This window comes from Salipiger mucosus DSM 16094, from assembly GCF_000442255.1.
GTDB classification, from domain to species: Bacteria; Pseudomonadota; Alphaproteobacteria; order Rhodobacterales; family Rhodobacteraceae; genus Salipiger; species Salipiger mucosus.
In genome coordinates, this window is sequence record NZ_KE557273.1 from 944,315 (window position 1) to 961,151 (window position 16,837).

The 16,837-nt window shown below is 70.9% G+C and carries 18 protein-coding genes, 1 tRNA gene and 1 pseudogene; 15 read left to right on the forward strand and 5 right to left on the reverse strand.

Annotated features, from left to right (window positions below):
• Positions 1-58: 58 nt before the first annotated feature.
• On the forward strand, positions 59-1,027 hold the full coding sequence (locus SALMUC_RS04725; RefSeq protein WP_021119838.1) for a LysR family transcriptional regulator: 969 nt from the start codon (positions 59-61) through the stop codon (positions 1,025-1,027).
• 118 nt (positions 1,028-1,145) lie between these two features.
• On the opposite strand, the gene SALMUC_RS04730 is transcribed toward SALMUC_RS04725, so the two are convergent.
• Positions 1,146-1,910, reverse strand: a complete 765-nt coding sequence (locus tag SALMUC_RS04730) for an alpha/beta fold hydrolase (RefSeq protein ID WP_020041363.1) — start codon at positions 1,908-1,910, stop codon at positions 1,146-1,148.
• A 174-nt stretch (positions 1,911-2,084) separates the two neighbouring features.
• On the opposite strand from SALMUC_RS04730, the gene SALMUC_RS04735 reads away from it, so the two are divergent.
• The gene (locus SALMUC_RS04735; protein WP_020041364.1) at positions 2,085-2,999 is read left to right on the forward strand and encodes an SHOCT domain-containing protein; all 915 of its coding nucleotides are present in this window, start codon (positions 2,085-2,087) and stop codon (positions 2,997-2,999) included.
• A 54-nt stretch (positions 3,000-3,053) separates the two neighbouring features.
• On the forward strand, positions 3,054-3,434 hold the full coding sequence (locus SALMUC_RS04740) for a hypothetical protein (protein ID WP_020041365.1): 381 nt from the start codon (positions 3,054-3,056) through the stop codon (positions 3,432-3,434).
• A 22-nt stretch (positions 3,435-3,456) separates the two neighbouring features.
• On the opposite strand, the gene SALMUC_RS04745 is transcribed toward SALMUC_RS04740, so the two are convergent.
• Both SALMUC_RS04745 and SALMUC_RS04750 read right to left on the reverse strand, forming a co-directional pair.
• The gene (locus tag SALMUC_RS04745) at positions 3,457-4,149 is read right to left on the reverse strand and encodes an NUDIX hydrolase (RefSeq protein ID WP_020041366.1); all 693 of its coding nucleotides are present in this window, start codon (positions 4,147-4,149) and stop codon (positions 3,457-3,459) included.
• A gap of 41 nt (positions 4,150-4,190) precedes the next feature.
• Positions 4,191-4,670 carry a DUF983 domain-containing protein gene (locus SALMUC_RS04750; protein ID WP_084513909.1) on the reverse strand — a complete coding sequence of 160 codons (480 nt, stop codon included), beginning with the start codon at positions 4,668-4,670 and terminating at the stop codon, positions 4,191-4,193.
• Positions 4,671-4,888: 218 nt separating this feature from the next.
• On the opposite strand from SALMUC_RS04750, the gene SALMUC_RS28000 reads away from it, so the two are divergent.
• From SALMUC_RS28000 to SALMUC_RS04770, 4 genes are all read left to right on the forward strand, one after another.
• Positions 4,889-5,533 (forward strand): EF-hand domain-containing protein, encoded by a 645-nt coding sequence (locus SALMUC_RS28000; protein ID WP_020041368.1) that lies wholly within the window; start codon positions 4,889-4,891, stop codon positions 5,531-5,533.
• Positions 5,534-5,616: 83 nt separating this feature from the next.
• The gene (locus SALMUC_RS04760) at positions 5,617-6,201 is read left to right on the forward strand and encodes an RNA polymerase sigma factor (protein WP_020041369.1); all 585 of its coding nucleotides are present in this window, start codon (positions 5,617-5,619) and stop codon (positions 6,199-6,201) included.
• Positions 6,194-6,562 (forward strand): hypothetical protein, encoded by a 369-nt coding sequence (locus SALMUC_RS04765; protein ID WP_245584661.1) that lies wholly within the window; start codon positions 6,194-6,196, stop codon positions 6,560-6,562. The genes SALMUC_RS04760 and SALMUC_RS04765 overlap by 8 nt, the downstream gene beginning before the upstream one ends.
• Positions 6,563-6,564: 2 nt before the next feature.
• Positions 6,565-7,071: a periplasmic heavy metal sensor gene (locus tag SALMUC_RS04770; protein WP_020041371.1), complete on the forward strand. Its 507-nt coding sequence runs from the start codon at positions 6,565-6,567 to the stop codon at positions 7,069-7,071.
• A gap of 22 nt (positions 7,072-7,093) precedes the next feature.
• On the opposite strand, the gene SALMUC_RS04775 is transcribed toward SALMUC_RS04770, so the two are convergent.
• Positions 7,094-8,527, reverse strand: coding sequence for a diguanylate cyclase (locus SALMUC_RS04775; RefSeq protein ID WP_020041372.1), 1,434 nt, complete (start codon positions 8,525-8,527; stop codon positions 7,094-7,096).
• 114 nt (positions 8,528-8,641) lie between these two features.
• Here SALMUC_RS04775 and SALMUC_RS04780 point away from each other — a divergent pair, with 114 nt between their 5' ends.
• The 6 genes and pseudogenes from SALMUC_RS04780 (at position 8,642) to SALMUC_RS04805 (ending at position 13,450) form a co-directional block, all read left to right on the forward strand.
• Positions 8,642-8,926, forward strand: coding sequence for a DUF3572 domain-containing protein (locus SALMUC_RS04780; protein ID WP_020041373.1), 285 nt, complete (start codon positions 8,642-8,644; stop codon positions 8,924-8,926).
• Positions 8,923-9,628: pseudogene (locus tag SALMUC_RS04785) on the forward strand (HAD family hydrolase). Before SALMUC_RS04780 ends, SALMUC_RS04785 begins: the two are co-directional and overlap by 4 nt.
• Before the next feature lie 104 nt (positions 9,629-9,732).
• Entirely contained in the window at positions 9,733-10,353 is a 621-nt protein-coding gene (locus SALMUC_RS04790; RefSeq protein ID WP_020041375.1) for a heme NO-binding domain-containing protein, read from the forward strand.
• Entirely contained in the window at positions 10,350-11,327 is a 978-nt protein-coding gene (locus SALMUC_RS04795) for a GGDEF domain-containing protein (RefSeq protein ID WP_020041376.1), read from the forward strand. The genes SALMUC_RS04790 and SALMUC_RS04795 overlap by 4 nt, the downstream gene beginning before the upstream one ends.
• Before the next feature lie 81 nt (positions 11,328-11,408).
• A tRNA-Gln gene (locus SALMUC_RS04800) sits at positions 11,409-11,483 on the forward strand.
• Positions 11,484-11,854: 371 nt separating this feature from the next.
• The gene (locus tag SALMUC_RS04805; RefSeq protein ID WP_020041377.1) at positions 11,855-13,450 is read left to right on the forward strand and encodes an AMP-binding protein; all 1,596 of its coding nucleotides are present in this window, start codon (positions 11,855-11,857) and stop codon (positions 13,448-13,450) included.
• A 66-nt stretch (positions 13,451-13,516) separates the two neighbouring features.
• Here SALMUC_RS04805 and SALMUC_RS04810 read toward each other — a convergent pair whose 3' ends face one another.
• A complete protein-coding gene (locus SALMUC_RS04810; RefSeq protein ID WP_020041378.1) occupies positions 13,517-13,717 on the reverse strand; it encodes a heavy-metal-associated domain-containing protein in 201 nt (66 codons plus the stop codon).
• Between the two features lie 162 nt (positions 13,718-13,879).
• On the opposite strand from SALMUC_RS04810, the gene SALMUC_RS04815 reads away from it, so the two are divergent.
• Both SALMUC_RS04815 and cueR read left to right on the forward strand, forming a co-directional pair.
• A complete protein-coding gene (locus SALMUC_RS04815) occupies positions 13,880-16,387 on the forward strand; it encodes a heavy metal translocating P-type ATPase (RefSeq protein WP_020041379.1) in 2,508 nt (835 codons plus the stop codon).
• A gap of 13 nt (positions 16,388-16,400) precedes the next feature.
• The gene (gene cueR / locus SALMUC_RS04820; protein WP_020041380.1) at positions 16,401-16,826 is read left to right on the forward strand and encodes a Cu(I)-responsive transcriptional regulator; all 426 of its coding nucleotides are present in this window, start codon (positions 16,401-16,403) and stop codon (positions 16,824-16,826) included.
• Positions 16,827-16,837 lie beyond the last annotated feature (11 nt).

Sequence of the window (16,837 nt, forward strand, 5' to 3'; positions counted from 1 at the left end):
GCAGTGAGGGGATGAATTCAGAAAAGGCAAAGGTCGCGCGGCGCGTCAGGGGGTGATCATGTTGATGAAAGGGGTGACGCTGCGCGGGCTCGAGGTCTTCGAGGCGCTCGCCGCCACAGGCTCGGTGGCTCAGGCGGCCGAGATGACGGGCCTCAGCCAGCCCGCCGTCAGCCAGCAGATGCGCAACCTCGAGACGGCGCTGGGCGCCGACCTCGTGGACCACGCCCGGCGCCCGATGCAGCTGACCCAGGCGGGGCGCTCGTTCCTGACCCGCACGCAGTCCGTGCTGAGCCAGCTGCGGCTCGCGCAGAACGAACTCACGGTCATGGACCTCACGCATCTCAGCACGCTCAGCCTTGGCGTGATCGACGACTTCGACAACGACCTGACGCCGCAGCTGGTCACGATCCTGGCCGAGAACATGACGCGCTGCCGTTTCAAGCTGACAACCGCGCCCAGCCACGAGATCACCCGCGCGATGCAGGACCGCAAGCTCAACATCGCCATCGCGGCCAGCCCGGGGGCGGTCATGGACGGGGTCATCGAGTATCCGCTGGTCCACGATCCCTTCATCCTCGTCTGCCGGCGCGGCGCCGTGGCCGAGGCCGGCGGGATCGAGGCGCTGATGACCGGTCTGCCGTTCCTGCGCTATGACCGCGAGCAGCTCATCGGCCGCCAGGTCGAGGCGCAGCTCAAGCGCCAGAAGCTGAGCTTTCCCGAGCGCTTCGAGATCGGCGCGCACCTGTCGCTGATGACGCTTGTGGCGCGCGGCATGGGCTGGGGCATCACCACGCCGCTGGGCTACATGCGCGCCGGACGCTTCCACGACCGGCTCGAGGCGCACCGCCTGCCGTTCCCCGCCTTCGCGCGCACGATCTCGCTCTTCTCGGCCTCGGACTGGGCCGACCGCGTGCCGCGCGACGTCGCGCGCACCATGCGCAAACTGGTCTCGGAACTGGTCATCGACCCGGCGCTGCGCCAGCTGCCCTGGCTCGAGGGCGAGCTGCGGCTGCTGGAGGGCGGCTAGGCCGGGAGAGCGGGCAGGGCACATGCCGCGGAGATAGCCCCCGCGCCCCGGGGACGATCAAGCGGCCTGCGCGGCTTTTCGGGAAGAGGGATCGCCTGTTTCGGGTTTTCCGAAACTGTCAGGCGGTCATGTCCAGGAAGGCGCGCACGGCCGCCTCGAAATCGCGCGGTTTCTCGGCATGCAGCCAATGCCCGGCGCCCGGCAGCTTGGCAAAGCGCGCCTCAGGAAAGAGCGCGCGGATTCGCTCGCGGTGCTCGGGCTGCACGTAGTCCGACTCGGCCCCCGACAGGAACAGTGTCTCGCCGTCGAACTGTCCGGATACCTCGGGGAAGCCCATGATCTTGTCCATGCTCTCGGCCAGCACGTCGAGGTTCAGCACCCAGCGCTTTTCGCGCAGGTCCAGCGATTGCGTGAAGAAACTGCGCAGCGCCGGCATCTCGACCGTGTCGGCCAGCTGGTCGTTGGCGTCCGAGCGCTTTTCGACCTTCGACAGGTCCACGGCGCGCATCGCCTCGATGAACTGCATCTGCGAATGGGTGTAGGCGACCGGCGCGATGTCGGCCACCACCAGCCGCGACACCTTGTCGGGATGCGCCAGCGCCAGGCACATGGCCGCCTTTCCGCCCATCGAATGGCCCAGCACGTCCGCCCGGCCGCCGTGTTCGGCGATGACCTCGGCCAGGTCCTCGGCCATCTCGGGATAGGTGTGAGTCTCGGTCCAGGCCGACTCGCCGTGGTTGCGCATGTCGACGGCGATGACCTGCCGCGTGTCCGACAGGCGCTTGGCGATGACGCCCCAGTTGCGGGCCGAGCCGTAAAGACCGTGGGCAATCAGCAGCGGCGGCTGATCGGTGGGCGAGCCATGGAGGATCGTGTTCAGCATGGCACCTGTCTAGGCAGAACGCCGGCAAAGGAAAAGCGTGATCTGGCCGCGGCGAGGGGTCCGATGCGTCCTTGGGCACGGCCGGGCCGAAAGCCCGCCGCCCGGGCGCAAAGACCGTGGCCGCGCCGCCCGCGCCGTGCTAGCGGTGACGAGGCTCACAGGCTGGAGGCCCTCATGACCCGTCTCACTTCCCAGGGCGACGCGCTGGTCGCCGATATTGCGGCCCGCCACGGGCTTTCCACCGGCGCGGTCGAGACGCTGCTCTTCGCCGTCGCGCAGGGTGGGGGACGGCAAGCGCAGTTCAACCACCCCGAGCTGGGCGGGATGGGCCAATGGTCCGCCGGTGGCATGACCATGGTGGGCGACATGTTCAACAACGCGCTCAAGGCCAAGGTCGATGCCGTCTGCGCCGAGATATCCAATGCGCTGGGCGCAGGTGGGGTCTTCGCAGCGCCCGCAACACAAACGCAGTCCGAGTCGCAGGGGCAGGGGACGGGCGGCATGACCAGCCTCTTCGTGCCGGGCTCGGGCACGGCGCCCTGGCCGGCCGAGCTGGGCAGCCCCAGCTCCAGCGGGGCGCAGAACGACATGCGCTACGCGGTCTTCCCCGCGACGCGGCGGCTCGCCATCGCCGTGGGTGACCGGGTCGAGGTCTACGACACCGGCGACCACATGATCTCGGGCGTGTCGCAGCAGCAGAGCGGCGATCGCACGCTGACCTTTACCAGCCAGCACGGTCTCGTGCGGCTCTCGGATCTCGACCGGGTCGACACCCAGCCCGCCGGGCCCGACCCCGCGCAGCCGGCCGAGGCCGAGCCCCGCAGCCCCGCCGAACCGCAGGCGCCGGCGGAACCGCAGAGGCCCGCCACGCCCCGGGCGCCCGCTGAACCGCAGACACCGGCAGAACCGCAGGCGCCCGCCACGCCGCAGGCGGCCGAGGTGCCGGCCGCACCCGCCGGGCTGCCCTCGCAGGACAGCGCCGACGAGATCCTGGGCCTGCTCGAGAAGCTCGCAGCGCTGCGCGACAAGGGCATCCTCAGCGATGCCGAGTTCGAGGCCAAGAAAACCGACCTTTTGTCGAGACTCTGAGCGGGGCCCGGTGGCGCCCCTTGCATCGGGGCGCGATTTGCGGCTGATGGGGGCATGGCACCGGTGATCGATCCCCGACTCTCGCAGCACGTCACGCGGCTGGAAAAGCTCTTCGAGACGCGCCTTGGCCTCGGCCGTGGCGGCTTCGAGAAACGCGCGGCACGCGCCCGCCGGATGATGCCGCGCCAGCTGCGCGCCGATCTGGCGCGCGTCACAGAGGCGCGGCACATGTCCGGCCACCCCCGGCTCGCACGGCAGATCGACATGGGCGCCGTCGAGGATGCCGCCGGCCGCGTCGAGAGCCACCTCAAGACCGTCGATGCCGCGGAACGGCGGCGTCACATCCTGCTGAAGCGGCTGGGCACGGTGATGTTCAACCTGCTCGTGGTGGGCACGCTGCTGCTGGTCGTGCTGGCCTGGCGCGGCTTTCTCTGAACAGGCCGAGCCGCGACCGACCTCACTCGGACGCGGGCTGACCGTTCAGCCGCAGGAAGAGGCTTTCCTCGTCGTCGTTGCGGAAGAACGGCACCGAGGCGGGCGGCGCGCCGCTCTGCGCGGGGGCGGCGATCTCGGCCATGACGACCCCCGTGATGAAGGGCAGGTCGAACTCGCGCACCCGGTCCAGCGCGATCCATTGCAGCGCGCTCAGCTCGTCCGAGGCGGCCGAGAAATCGTCCGGATCGGTCGCCAGCGCATCGGCATCCACGAGGAAGAAGCGCGCGTCGAACCGCCGTGTGCGGCCGGGCGGCGTTATGGCGCGGAAGACGAACTGCAGCGCGCCGGCATCCGGAACATGTCCGGTCGCCGCGAAGCTGCGCCAGTCGGTGGGCGGGGCGGCCCAGTCGCCGGGACGGCCCAGGATCAGCCCGGTCTCTTCCCAGAGCTCGCGGATCGCCGCGACCGCCAGCGGATGCGCGAGGCCGGGGCGCGCGTCCTCGGCCAGGCGCGCGGCGCAGAGCGGCGTCAGGGGTGCGGCCAGCGGAACCGCCCCGTCCTGCGCATCCACGGCACCGCCCGGGAAGACGAACTTGCTGGGCATGAAGGCCGCCGTCGCGCCGCGCTGGCCCATGAGCACGCGGGGGCTCGTGTGGCGGTCGCGCAAGACGATCACCGTCGCAGCGTCGCGGATGGCCGTCTTGTCGATTGTCATGCTCTCTCCTGCCCTGCCGGCCGCGCCGCCGGAGACGCCGCTCAGGGCGTGCGGGCGAAGCCGTGCATGTATCGCGCCCACTGGAAGCCGACGATCGCCCCCTTGAGCCTGGGAAGGAGATACAGCGAGAGGCCCACGCAGCCAATGAGGAAAATGGTGACCAGCGTCAGCGGTTCGGGCCGCCAGGTGACGAAACTGATGTGCAGCGCGGGCGCCATGATGTGCCCGACGATCAGGATCGTCAGGTAGGCCGGCCCGTCGTCGGCGCGGTGATGGAACAGCTCCTGCCGGCAGACCGGGCAATGATCGCGGACCTTGAGGTAGCTGCGCAGCAGCGGCCCCTTGCCGCAGTTCGGGCAGCGGCGGCGAAAGCCCTTCCAGACGGCGGGCCAGGTCGGGCGCTCCTCCTCGGCCGACGCGGCGGGTGCCACGGCGGGGGCGCCGTCGAGCGGCGCGTCGGCGGGGTCGGGCGAACGTGGCTGCGCCGGCTCGGCGTGGCTGTGTTGATCGATCTGCGGCATGCTGGTCATGTAGGTCCCCGTCGCGTGTCGGCGAAAGGTGATGCAGCCGTGAACGCATTTGAAGGGCGCAGAATGTCCTTGCGTCCCGATGTCGCAAATCACGCAGCGGTGATGCAGCTTTCCGGAATCTCCGACGGAAACCCCGCGGCCCCGCGTGAAAGGATCAGACCGGCGGCCAAGGGGGCGCCGGCACAAAGCCAAGACAGGAGATTGCAGGCATGACACGCAAGACGACTTTGCTCGCAGGTGCGGCCATTCTGGTGATGGGGGGCGCGAGCCTCGCCGCGGCCTTTCCGGCCGGTCAGCAGGGCCAGGGCGCCGGTGCGCGCCCGCAGATGATGCAGGCCATGTTCTTCGCCGCGGATGCCGACGGAGACGGGCAGGTGACGCGCGAGGAATTCGACGCCATGGGCCCGGCCGGTGCCTTCTCGACAGCCGATGCGGATGGCGACGGCGCGCTCTCGGGTGACGAGATCGCCGCCTACATGGACGCGCGCGAGGCCGCTCGGAAGGAAATGCGCCAGCGCATGATGCTGCAGCGGCTGGATGCCGACGAGAACGGCAGCCTGAGCCTCGAGGAGCTGCAGTCGGGCCGTCGCGGCCCCGAGCGGGCGGCGATGTTCGACCGGCTCGACCTCGATGGCGACGGCACCGTGACCGAAGCCGAGGCCGAGCGGCTGCAGGCGATGCGCGCCGAGATCCGCGACGAGCTCCGCGGCCAGATGCGCGGAGAGATGCGCGGCGACAAGCAGGGGCGGATGCACGACGGCATGCGCCGCGGCGGCGGCTACCACGACGGCGAGCATCATCGCGGCGAGCACGGCGGCCGTGGCGACGGCGACGGCTGGCACCGCAACAACTGACCTGCGGCCCGCGGTCCGGGTCCTTCGGGGCCCGGACCTCTGCGCGGGCGCGGCCTTGGGGGTTGCGCCCGGGGACGAACCGGATGCCCTATGACGCGATGAGCGAGCGAACGGAAGAGGAGCTGCTGGCCGCCTATGCCGCCGGCGAGCCCGCGGCGGCGCGCGCGCTGACCGCGCGGCTCGGGCCGCGGCTCTTCGGCACCGCGATGCGGATGCTGGGCGACCGTGCCGAGGCCGAGGACGTCGCGCAGGAGGCGCTGCTGCGGCTCTGGCGCGCGGCACCGGGCTGGCGCGAGGGCGAGGCGAAGGTCTCGACCTGGTGCTACCGCGTGGTCACGAACCTCTGCATCGACCGGATCCGCCGGCGTCGCGGACGGCAGGTGGGCCTCGACGACGTGCCCGAGCCGCCCGACCCGGCGCCCTCTGCGGCGCAGGCGATGCAGAGCCGGGCGCGCGACGCGGCCCTGCAGGCGGCGCTCGACGCGCTGCCCGAGCGGCAGAAACAGGCAGTGGTGCTGCGGCATCTCGAGGGGCTCTCGAACCCCGAGATCGCCGGGATCATGGACATTGGCGTGCGCGCGGTCGAAAGTCTGACCGCGCGTGGCCGCAAGGCGCTGGAGGGGCTTCTGCTCGGCCGGCGCGCGGAGTTGGGATATGACGATGACTGACAGGCGCAGGGATGACGAGGGCCCTCTGGCCCCCTGGTTCGAGGCCGGCCGCGAGGCAGCGCCGCGCCCCGATGGCGACTGGATGGCCCGGATGGAGGCCCTGGCGCTCGAAGAGCAGCCGGCGGCTGTTTCGGCCGCCGTGACGCCGCCGGCCCGGCGCGGCCGCCTGCGCGACCTGCTGGGGCAGATCGGCGGCTGGCCCGCCATGGCGGGCCTCGCGGCGGCCTGCGCGGCCGGCCTCTGGATCGGGGTCGCCTCGCCCGACGGCGTGGCGCAATGGTGGCCGGGCGACACCGCCAACGCGGGCTATACCACCTTCGACCCGGCAAGCGGGTTCGACTTCGCGATGCTGGAGCTCTGAGCATGTCCGATCCCTCCGTCGACACCTCGCGCCGTGCGCCCCTCTGGATGCGCCTGCTGCTGCTCGGCTCGCTGGCCGTGAACCTCGCCGTGCTGGGGGTGGTCGCGGGCTTTGCCTTCTTCGGCCCGGATCACCCGCCGCCGCCGCGTGGGCGCGACTTCGTCACGCCCTATGCGCGCGCTCTGACCGAGGACCAGCGCCACGCGCTGGGCGCGCGCATGCGCGAGACGGTGCAGCGCGACCGCTCCGAACGCGGCGGTTTCCTCGATGCCTACCGCGAGGGCGTGGACCTTCTGCGGCAGGAGCCCTTCGACGCCGAGGCCTTTGCCGCCATGCTCGACCGCCAGTCGCAGTCGGCGGAGCGCCGGCAGCGGACCGGCCAGCGCGTGCTGGTCGAGACGCTCGAGGCCATGCCGGCCGAGGCGCGCGCGGCCTATGCCGACCGCATGGAGGCCGAGCTCGAGCGCATCGCGGAAAAGATCCGGCACCACCGTCGCGACCGCGACTGAGCCGGCGCGGACCGGGCGGCGCTCAGGCCGCGCCGAACCCTGCCGCGCCGAAGCGCGGCGGCGGGACATCGTGGCCCGCGTCCAGGTCCTCGGCCACCGCCACGCGGTTTCGTCCCGCGTTCTTGGCGGCATAGAGTGCCCGGTCCGCCCGGTCGGCCAGTCCTTCCGGCGTGTCGCAGGCGCCGCCTCCGGCCAGCGCGACCCCGATGCTGAGGGTCACCGGGATCGCGCCGCCCTGCGCGCCCGGCAGCCGCACAGGGTCGGCTGCCATCACGCGGCAGAGCCGCTCGGCGGTCCGCACGGCGGCCTCGCGGTCCGCGTCGGGCATGGCCACCAGGAATTCCTCGCCCCCGATCCTCGCCACCAGGTCGGCGGCGCGCAGGTTGGTCGAGAGCCGCTCGGCCAGGTCGACCAGCACCGCGTCCCCGGCGGTGTGGCCGTGGCGGTCGTTCACTCGCTTGAAGTGGTCGATGTCGAGCACCATCACGGCAAAGCCCCGGCCGGTGCGCTTGCAGCGCTCGACCAGCCGTCCGAGGTGGGGCAGGGCGTAGCGGCGGTTGAACAGCCCGGTGAGCGGATCGGTCAGCGCGGCGCGCAGGCCCTGTCGCATGTTGGCGCGCAGCCGGTCGGCGGTGCGCTTGCGCCGGACCTGCCGCGGCACGCGGATGGCCAGTTCCTCGACATCCATCCCGCCCGCCAGCACGTCGTTGGCCCCGAGGTCGAGCGCACGCGCCGCGTCGTCGGGGCGATCGGCGCTTGCGGCATAGACGATCGCCGACCGGCGCAGCGCCGAGCTGCCGCGCATCAGGGTCAGCAGCGCCAGCCCCTCGGCCTTGGCGCTGCCGGTATCGACGATCACGAAGACCTCGGGCGCCGGGCTCTCGGAGCGCAGCGCCTTGTCGGCGGAGAGAACCTCGATCCGGTCCGGCAGCCAGCCGCGCAGCGCCGAGGCCGCCGAGAAGATCGACCGGTCGGGCCGCGTCGGCACCAGCGCCATGCGCGATGGCGCCTCGAAGCCCGCCGGCGGATCGGCCAGCCCCAGCGCGCGGCGCGTGTCGTCGCGAAGGCGCAATTCCTCCTCGGCATGGCGGGCGCGCAGCAGGCTGCGCAGTCGCGCAAGCAGCATGTGTTCGTCCAGCGGACGGCTCAGGACGTCGTCCGCCCCGGCCGCCAGCATCCGCAGCCGCCGTTCGGCGTCGCGCGTGCCGCGGGTGAGGATCACCGGCGTCTCGGCGCCGCGTGGCAGGTTGCGCAGCCGATGGCAGAAATCGCTTCCCTCCATGTCCGGCAGGTCGGCCGCGGCGATCACGAGGTCGGGCCGCTCCTTGGTCACGCAGGTCAGCGCCTCGGCCCCGGTGCCGGCCTGCAGCACGTCGTAGTAGGCCGCCTTGAGCTTGACCCGCAGCACGATCCGGTTGGTCGATACACCGTCGGCGATGAGAATCCTGGCGGTCATGGCCCCCGCGTCCCTGGGCGAATCGTCTCTCCCCGTTGCACGAGGGCTTGCATCCGCGTTCGTTGCCAGTTTTCATTCCGACTGGTTAACAAACTCTTTCGGAAATGGGACGAAATGGCGATATCGCGGGAGGCCGCCGAGATGATCGGACTGCAGGCGGTGGCCTGGCTTGCGGGCGAGGATGAGCTTCTGCCGGTCTTCCTCGGCGCGACCGGTGCCTCCGAGGCCGAGTTCCGCACGGGCCTGTCCGACCCGGGATTCCAGGGCGCGGTGCTGGATTTCATCCTCATGGACGATGCCTGGGTGCGCGGCTTCTGCGAGTCGCACGACCTGGGCTACGAGGCGCCGCGCGAAGCGCGCGCGCTGCTGCCGGGCGGCGGCGAGGTGCACTGGACATGAGCCTGCGCGCCGAGGCGGTGCTCTTCGACAAGGACGGCACGCTCTTCGATTTCCACGCGACCTGGAGCGTCTGGGCGCTGGACGCCATGCGCACGCTCTCGGGCGGCGTCGCCGACCGGCTCGAGGCGATGGCGGACTCCGCGCGTTTCGACCTCGTCGCCGGTCGGTTCCTTCCCGACAGCCCGATCATCGCCGGCACCAACCGCGAGGCGGCGGCCTGCCTCGCGCGCGTGCTGCCCGACCGGTCCGTCGAGGAGGTCGAGCATTTTCTTATGGTTTCCGCGGCCGAGGCGCCGCTGGCCGAGGCGGTGCCGCTGGCCCCGCTTCTGGCGCGGCTCGGGCAGATGGGGCTCGTGCTGGGGGTCATGACGAACGACACCGAATACGCCGCGCGGGCGCATCTCGAAACGGCCGGGATCACGCAGGCCTTCGATTTCGTCGCGGGCTTCGACAGCGGCCACGGGGCCGAAGCCCGACCCGGCGCCGCTTCTGGCCTTCGCCCGCAGCATTGGCCTGGATCCGGCACGCTGCGTCATGGTGGGCGACAGCACGCATGACCTGATCGCCGGCCGCGCGGCGGGGATGCAATGCGTGGGCGTGCTGACGGGGCCCGCCGCGGCCGAGGACCTTGCCTCGCAGGCCGACGTCGTGCTGCCCGACATCGGCCATCTGCCCGGCTGGCTGGGGGATCGCGCCGCCTAGGCGCCCGGCGCCTGGATTTTTGAGGAAAATTCGAGTCTTTGCGGTTCGGTTAAGACCTCCTGCGATAGCCTGCATCAACACCGGATCACCAGAAACGGGTCGCCATGCACGGGCTGATCGCGAGGACGCTGCAATGCTTCCTGCAGGATACATACGGGCAAGCCGCCTGGCAGGACATCGCCGGCCGGTCCGGGCTCGATCTGCCCGGGTTCGAGGCCATGCTCGACTACGAGACGGGCCTCGTCGTGCGCGTGCTTTCCGAGGCGACGGCGCTGCTGGCCAAGCCTGCGGATACGATTCTCGAGGATATCGGCACCTACCTCATCACCCATGCCAACAACGAGGGGCTGCGCCGCCTGATGCGCTATGGCGGCGTCGATTTCATCGACTTCCTGCACTCGCTCGAGGAGCTGCCGGGCCGCGCCCGGCTCGCGGTGCCAGACCTGCGCCTTCCCGACCTCGAGCTCGAGGGGCATTCGGGCAGGGCCTTCTGCCTGCGGTGTACCGCGCCCACGGGCGAACCCACGGGGTTCGGGCACGTCCTGGTGGGCGTGCTGCGCGCCATGGCCGACGACTACGGCGCGCTCGTGATCCTCGATCATCGCGGCGCCGAGGCCGGCTGCGAAACCGTCGACATCGTGGTGATCCAGACCGATTTCGCGAGCGGTCGCGCCTTCGAGCTGGGCGCGCCCCTGCCGGTCCCGCGGGCCAGTTCCATCCCATGAGCCTGCCGCCCGAGACGCTGGATGCCCTCTGCCCGATGCACCTGCACCTCGACTCCGAGGGGATCGTTCGTGGGGCCGGGCCGACCTTCGCCAAGCTCATGGGCGATGGCCCGCTTGCCGGCGCGCATTTCACCACGCTCTTCCACATCTACCGCCCGGGCGCCGTGCGCGACTCGGGCGGGCTGCTGTCGCTTGCGGGGCGCAGGTTGCAGCTGCGCCTGCACGACGGGCGGTCGACGGCGCTCAAGGGGCTGGCCATGCCTGACGGGGCAGGGGGCGTCATCATGAACCTTTCCTTCGGCATCGGCGTGGTCGACGCGGTGCGCGACCACGCCCTGACCAGCACCGATTTCGCGGTGACCGACCTCGCCATCGACATGCTCTACTTGGTCGAGGCAAAATCCGCCGCGATGGAGGCATCGCGCACGCTGAACCGGCGGCTTCAGGGCGCGATGCTGGCGGCGGAACGGCGCGCCTACACGGATCCGCTCACAGGACTGGCGAACCGCCGTGCCCTGACCCGGGTGCTGGCGCGTCTCCAGCGCGACGCGACCGCCTTCGCGCTGATGCATATCGACCTCGATTTCTTCAAGCAGGCGAACGACACCCACGGACATCCCGCCGGCGATCGCGTGCTGCAGGCGGTCGCGGACATCATGCTCGAGGCGACGCGCAAGAACGACACCGTGGCCCGCGTCGGCGGCGACGAATTCGTCATCCTGCTCGAGGATCTCACCGAGCCGCAGGTCCTGTGCGACCTGGCCGGCCGCATGATCCGCCAGATCGAACGGCCGATCCCGCTGGACGACGCCTTCGCGAGAATCTCCGCCAGCATCGGAATCGCGCTGAGCGACGGCATGCCGCCGGCATCGGCCGTTCTCGACCGGGCGGATGCGGCGCTTTACGAGGCCAAACGCAGGGGGCGCGCACAATATGCCATGCAGGCCGAGACGGCGCCGCCGGCAGGTTCGTGACCCCCCGCCAAATCGATGGCATTTTTTCGATTTCCGGGTCTTGATCCCCCTGATCGGGTATCGTAAGACCCGCGCCACGGTTGGGGTGTAGCCAAGTGGTAAGGCAACGGTTTTTGGTACCGCGTACCGCAGGTTCGAATCCTGCCACCCCAGCCAGTAATCTCCGAAAATGAACCGCCGCCCAAAGGGATAGCCGCCGTTACGGTGGCCGGCCATCCGCCGTCTCTTGCCCTGCGCCCAGTCATGTGGTGCGCCCGAGGGCTGTCCCGTCCCCCGGCGCCGATTGCTCGCAAAAGGTGCCGCATCCGGGATCATCCGGCGCCCGCCCGGTTCCCGTTTCCACCCCGCAAGATTGCCACTCCGCAGAGCCCGGCCTAGACTGGCCTGCGTCCGATCACGGGCCGCGGCGGGACTGATCCCGCCGGACATCCGACCTTGGCCGCGCGATATCGACGGCCAAACCCCTGCACAGACGGGGGAATAACACCCGGACACCTGATCCGCCCGGGGCAGAGTGGGAGACTTGCATGCAGGAGAATTTCAGCGCCCTCGACAGGGCCGCCGCCAACTACGTTCCGCTGTCGCCGGTGTCGTTCCTCGAGCGCGCGGCCGAGGTTCACGCCGATGTCGTGGCCGTGGTGCACGGCGACACCCGGCGCAGCTGGGCCAACACCGCCGACCGCGTGGCGCGCGTGGCGCAGGGCCTCGCGGACCGGGGTATCGCCAAGGGCGACACGGTCAGCGCGCTGGCCCCCAACATGCCCGAGCTCTTCGAGCTGCACTTCGCGGTGCCGGTCTCGGGCGGCGTGCTCTCGACGATCAACACCCGGCTCGAAGCCGAGACCATCGCGCATATCCTCGACCACTCCGACAGCCGCGTCGTGCTGGTGAGCGAGGATCTCCGCCCGCTGCTGGAAGAGGCGCTGGCGCTGGCCGAAAACGCGCCCCGCGTGCTGCAGATCGGCGGGGCGGCCGACGACTATGCCGCGCTCCTGCAGGCCGACCCCTGGCAGGGCAGCTGGCTGCCCGACGACGAGTGGGACGCGATCACGCTCAACTACACCTCCGGCACGTCCGGCCGGCCCAAGGGCGTGGTCTACCACCATCGCGGCGCCTACCTGATGGCGCTGGGCACCGTCGCGGCCTGGCAGGTCGCGCATCACCCGGTCTACATGTCCGTCGTGCCGATGTTCCACTGCAACGCCTGGGGCCACCTCTGGAAGGCGCCCATCGTCGGCGGCACGCTGGTCTTTCCGGCCTCCAACAGCCCCGAGGACCTCTTCGAGACCATCAGGCGTGAGAAGGTCACCCATTTCGGCGCGGCCCCGGTCGTGCTGCAGATGATGGCCGAAAGCGATGCCGCGCCCGACGAACCGCTCGAGCCGCGCCTGCAGGTCACCACCGCCGGCGCCCCCCCGCCGCCCTCGGTGCTGGAGAAGACCGACGCGATGGGCATGGACGTCATGCATGTCTACGGCCTGACGGAAACCTACGGCCACATCCTGCAATGCCTGCCGCAGCCCGTCTGGGACCATCTCGAGCCCGAGGAGACCGCCGAGCGCCGCGCGCGCCAGGGCGTCCGCTTCCCGATGGTCGAGGCCGTCGACGTGGTCGACCGCGAGACCGGGCAGAAGGTGCCGAAGGACGGCGAGACCCAGGGCGAGATCTCGATCCGGGGCAACACGGTGATGAAGGGCTACTACAAGGACCAGGCGGCGACCGACGAGGCCTTCGAGGGCGGCATGTTCCGCTCGGGCGATGCCGCCGTGGTGCAGCCCGACGGCTACGTGCAGATCCGCGACCGGCTCAAGGACGTGATCATTTCCGGCGGCGAGAACATCTCCTCGGTCGAGGTCGAGGCGGTGCTTTACCGCCATCCCGCCGTCGCGGCCGCCGCCGTGGTGGCGCGGTCCGATCCGAAGTGGGGCGAGGTGCCCTGCGCCGTCGTCGAACTCCGCGACGGCGAAGAGGCCGGCGAAGACGAGATCATCGCCTTCTGCCGCGAGCGGCTGGCGGGCTTCAAGACGCCGAAAAGCGTGCTCTTCCGCGAGATTCCGAAGACCGCGGTCGGCAAGATCCAGAAGTTCCAGCTTCGCAACATGGTGCGCAGCCTCGACGCGTGAGGCCCACGCGCCGCGTGCGTGCAGACCCGTCCCGTGCCCCCGGCCCGGGACGGGCAGGCGCCTGTCTCAGGCGCTGACCTGCTGCGCGTCGTAGCCCGCGTCCTTGATCGCCGCGCTCACCTGCTCCGGCGCGAGGACGCTGTCGATGCTGACCCGGTGCGTGTCCAGGTCGCAGGCGACATCGGCGCCGGGGTCGGCGGCCTTGACCGATTTCTCGATGGCGGCCGTGCAATGGCCGCAGCTCATGTCGGGCACGTTGAATTGCATCGCGACGTCTCCTTGCGTTTGCTTCGCCGCAGATATGAGGATTCCAGCGGGTGGAAGGTCAAGAGGGCCGGTCACCGCGAAGAAAATTCATCCGCATGCTTGACCTTCCAGTGACTGGAGGCCCCACATGAGGGGCAGCCAAGAGGAATCAAGGAGGCCGTCATGCCCGAACCAACGCCCGTCACTCTCTCCGTCGAGGGTATGTCCTGCGCCTCCTGCGTGGGGCGCGTGGATCGTGGTCTGGCGGCGCTGGAGGGGGTCCATGACGTCTCGGTCAACCTCGCCTCGGAAACCGCCCGCATGACCGTCGACGATCCCGCGCGTGTCGGCGCGGCGGTCGAAGCGCTCGACGACCTCGGCTACCCGGCGCGCCGGGCGACGGTGACGCTGAACGTCGAGTCGATGTCCTGTGCCTCCTGCGTGGGCCGCGTCGACAAGGCGCTCGAGGCCGTGCCGGGCGTGCTCGAGGTGAACGTGAACCTCGCCTCGGAAACCGCGTCGGTGACCTACGCCGAAGGCACGGTCACGCCCTCTGATCTGACCGCCGCCAGCGCAGGGGCCGGCTACCCCGCCACGGTGGCCGAGGCCTCCGGCGGCGAGGATCGGGGTGCCCGCAAGGAAGAGGAGGCGCGCGGCCTGCTGCGCCAGACGGCGCTGGCCGCCGCGCTCGCCCTGCCGGTCTTCCTGGTCGAGATGGGCGGCCACGTCCTTCCCGCCGTGCACCACTGGATCGACGCCACCATCGGCCAGCAGACCAGCTGGGTGCTGCAGTTCGTGCTGACCACGCTGGTGCTCGCGGGCCCCGGGCGCATGTTCTACCGCAAGGGCATCCCGGCGCTGCTCAAGGGCGCGCCCGACATGAACAGCCTCGTCGCCGTGGGCACCGGGGCGGCCTACGTCTACTCGGTCGTGGCGACCTTCCTTCCGGCGCTGCTCCCCGAGGCGGTGCGTGCCGTCTACTTCGAGGCCGCCGCCGTCATCGTCGTGCTGATCCTGCTCGGCCGCTTTCTCGAGGCGCGCGCCAAGGGCCGCACCGGCGCGGCGATCCGCAAGCTGCTGGGCCTGCAGGTCCGCACCGCCCGCGTCATGCGGGGCGGCGAAAGCGTCGAGGTCTCGGTCGACGACCTCTCGGCCGGCGACATGGTCCTCGTGCGGCCGGGCGAGCGCATCGCCGTGGACGGCGAGGTCACCGAGGGCTCCAGCCACGTCGACGAAAGCATGCTCACCGGCGAGCCGGTCCCGGCCGAGAAGGGCCCCGGCGACGCGATCACCGGCGGCACCGTGAACGGCGCGGGCAGCCTGACCTTCCGCGCCACCCGCGTCGGCGCCGACACCACGCTCTCGCAGATCATCCGCATGGTCGAGGAGGCGCAGGGCGCCAAGCTGCCGATCCAGGGGCTGGTCGACCGCATCACCCTGTGGTTCGTGCCCGCCGTCATGTCGGCGGCGCTGCTGACCGTGCTGGTCTGGCTGGTCTTCGGCCCGTCGCCCGTGGTGACGCTGGCGCTGGTGGCGGGGGTCTCGGTCCTCATCATCGCATGCCCCTGCGCCATGGGCCTCGCGACGCCGACCTCGATCATGGTCGGGACCGGACGCGCGGCCGAGATGGGCGTGCTCTTCCGCAAGGGTGACGCGCTGCAGCAGCTCGCCTCCGTGGGCGTCGTGGCGCTCGACAAGACCGGCACCGTGACCGAGGGACGGCCCGAGATGACCGACCTCGTGCTGGCCGAGGGGGTCGAGCGCGCCGACGTCCTGTCGAAGATCGCGGCGGTCGAGGCGCGCTCCGAGCACCCCATCGCCGAGGCCGTCGTCCGCGCCGCCCGCGCCGAGGGCGCCCCTCGCGCCGAGGCCACGGATTTCGCCTCCGTCACCGGCCACGGCGTGCGCGCCACGGTGGACGGCGTCGAGGTGCTCGTCGGTGCCGACCGCCTGATGGCCCGCGAGGGCATCGAGACCGGCGCGCTGGCGGCGCGCGAGACCGAGCTTGCCAGCCGCGGCCGCACCGCGCTCTTTGCCGCCATCGACGGCCGCATCGCCGCGGTCATCGGCGTGGCCGACCCGGTGAAGCCCGCCAGCCGCGAGGCCATCGCCGCGCTGCACGACAAGGGCCTGACCGTCGCGATGATCACCGGCGACAAGCGCGAGACGGCAGAGGCCATCGCGCGCGAGACCGGCATCGACCATGTCATCGCGGGCGTCCTGCCCGACGGCAAGGTCGCCGCGCTCGATGAACTGCGCGAGGGGCACCGCCAGGTCGCCTTCGTCGGCGACGGCATCAACGATGCGCCCGCGCTGGCGCACGCCGACGTCGGCATCGCCATCGGCACCGGCACGGACGTCGCCATCGAGTCCGCCGACGTGGTGCTCATGTCCGGCGACCTGCGCGGCGTGGTCAACGCCTTCGAGGTCTCGACCCGCACCATGCGCAACATCCGCGAGAATTTGTTCTGGGCCTTCGGCTACAACACCGCGCTGATCCCGGTCGCCGCCGGCGTGCTCTACCCGGCCTTCGGCCTGCTGCTCTCGCCGATGCTGGCCGCCGGGGCCATGGCGCTCTCGTCGGTCTTCGTGCTGACCAACGCGCTGCGCCTGCGCCGCATCGTGCCCGCCATGGACGAGCGGACCGCCACGCGCCCGGCCGCCCACGCGGCACAGGCGCCCGCAGAGTGAAAGGAGGACTGCCATGAACATCGGAGATGTCGCCCAACGCTCGGGCCTGCCCGCCAAGACGATCCGTTACTACGAGGAGATCGGCCTGATCCGCCCGCAGCGCGGCGAGAACGGCTATCGCCGGTTCCGCGAACAGGACCTGCACAAGCTGGCCTTCCTCGGCCGCGCCCGCGCGCTGGGCTTCACCATCGAGGACTGCCGCACCCTGATCGCCCTCTACGAGGACGAGAGCCGCGAGAGCGGGCAGGTCAAGCGCGTCGCCGAAGAGCACCTGCAGCAGATCGACGACAAGATCGCGCAGCTCCAGTCGATGCGCGCGACGCTGGCCGAACTGGTGAGCTGCTGCGCCGGCGACGACCGCCCCGACTGCCCGATCCTCGAGGATCTCGCGCATCACGGCGCAGATGGCGCGACCGAGGGCAAGGGCCGCGCCCTCTGACGGGGCGGATC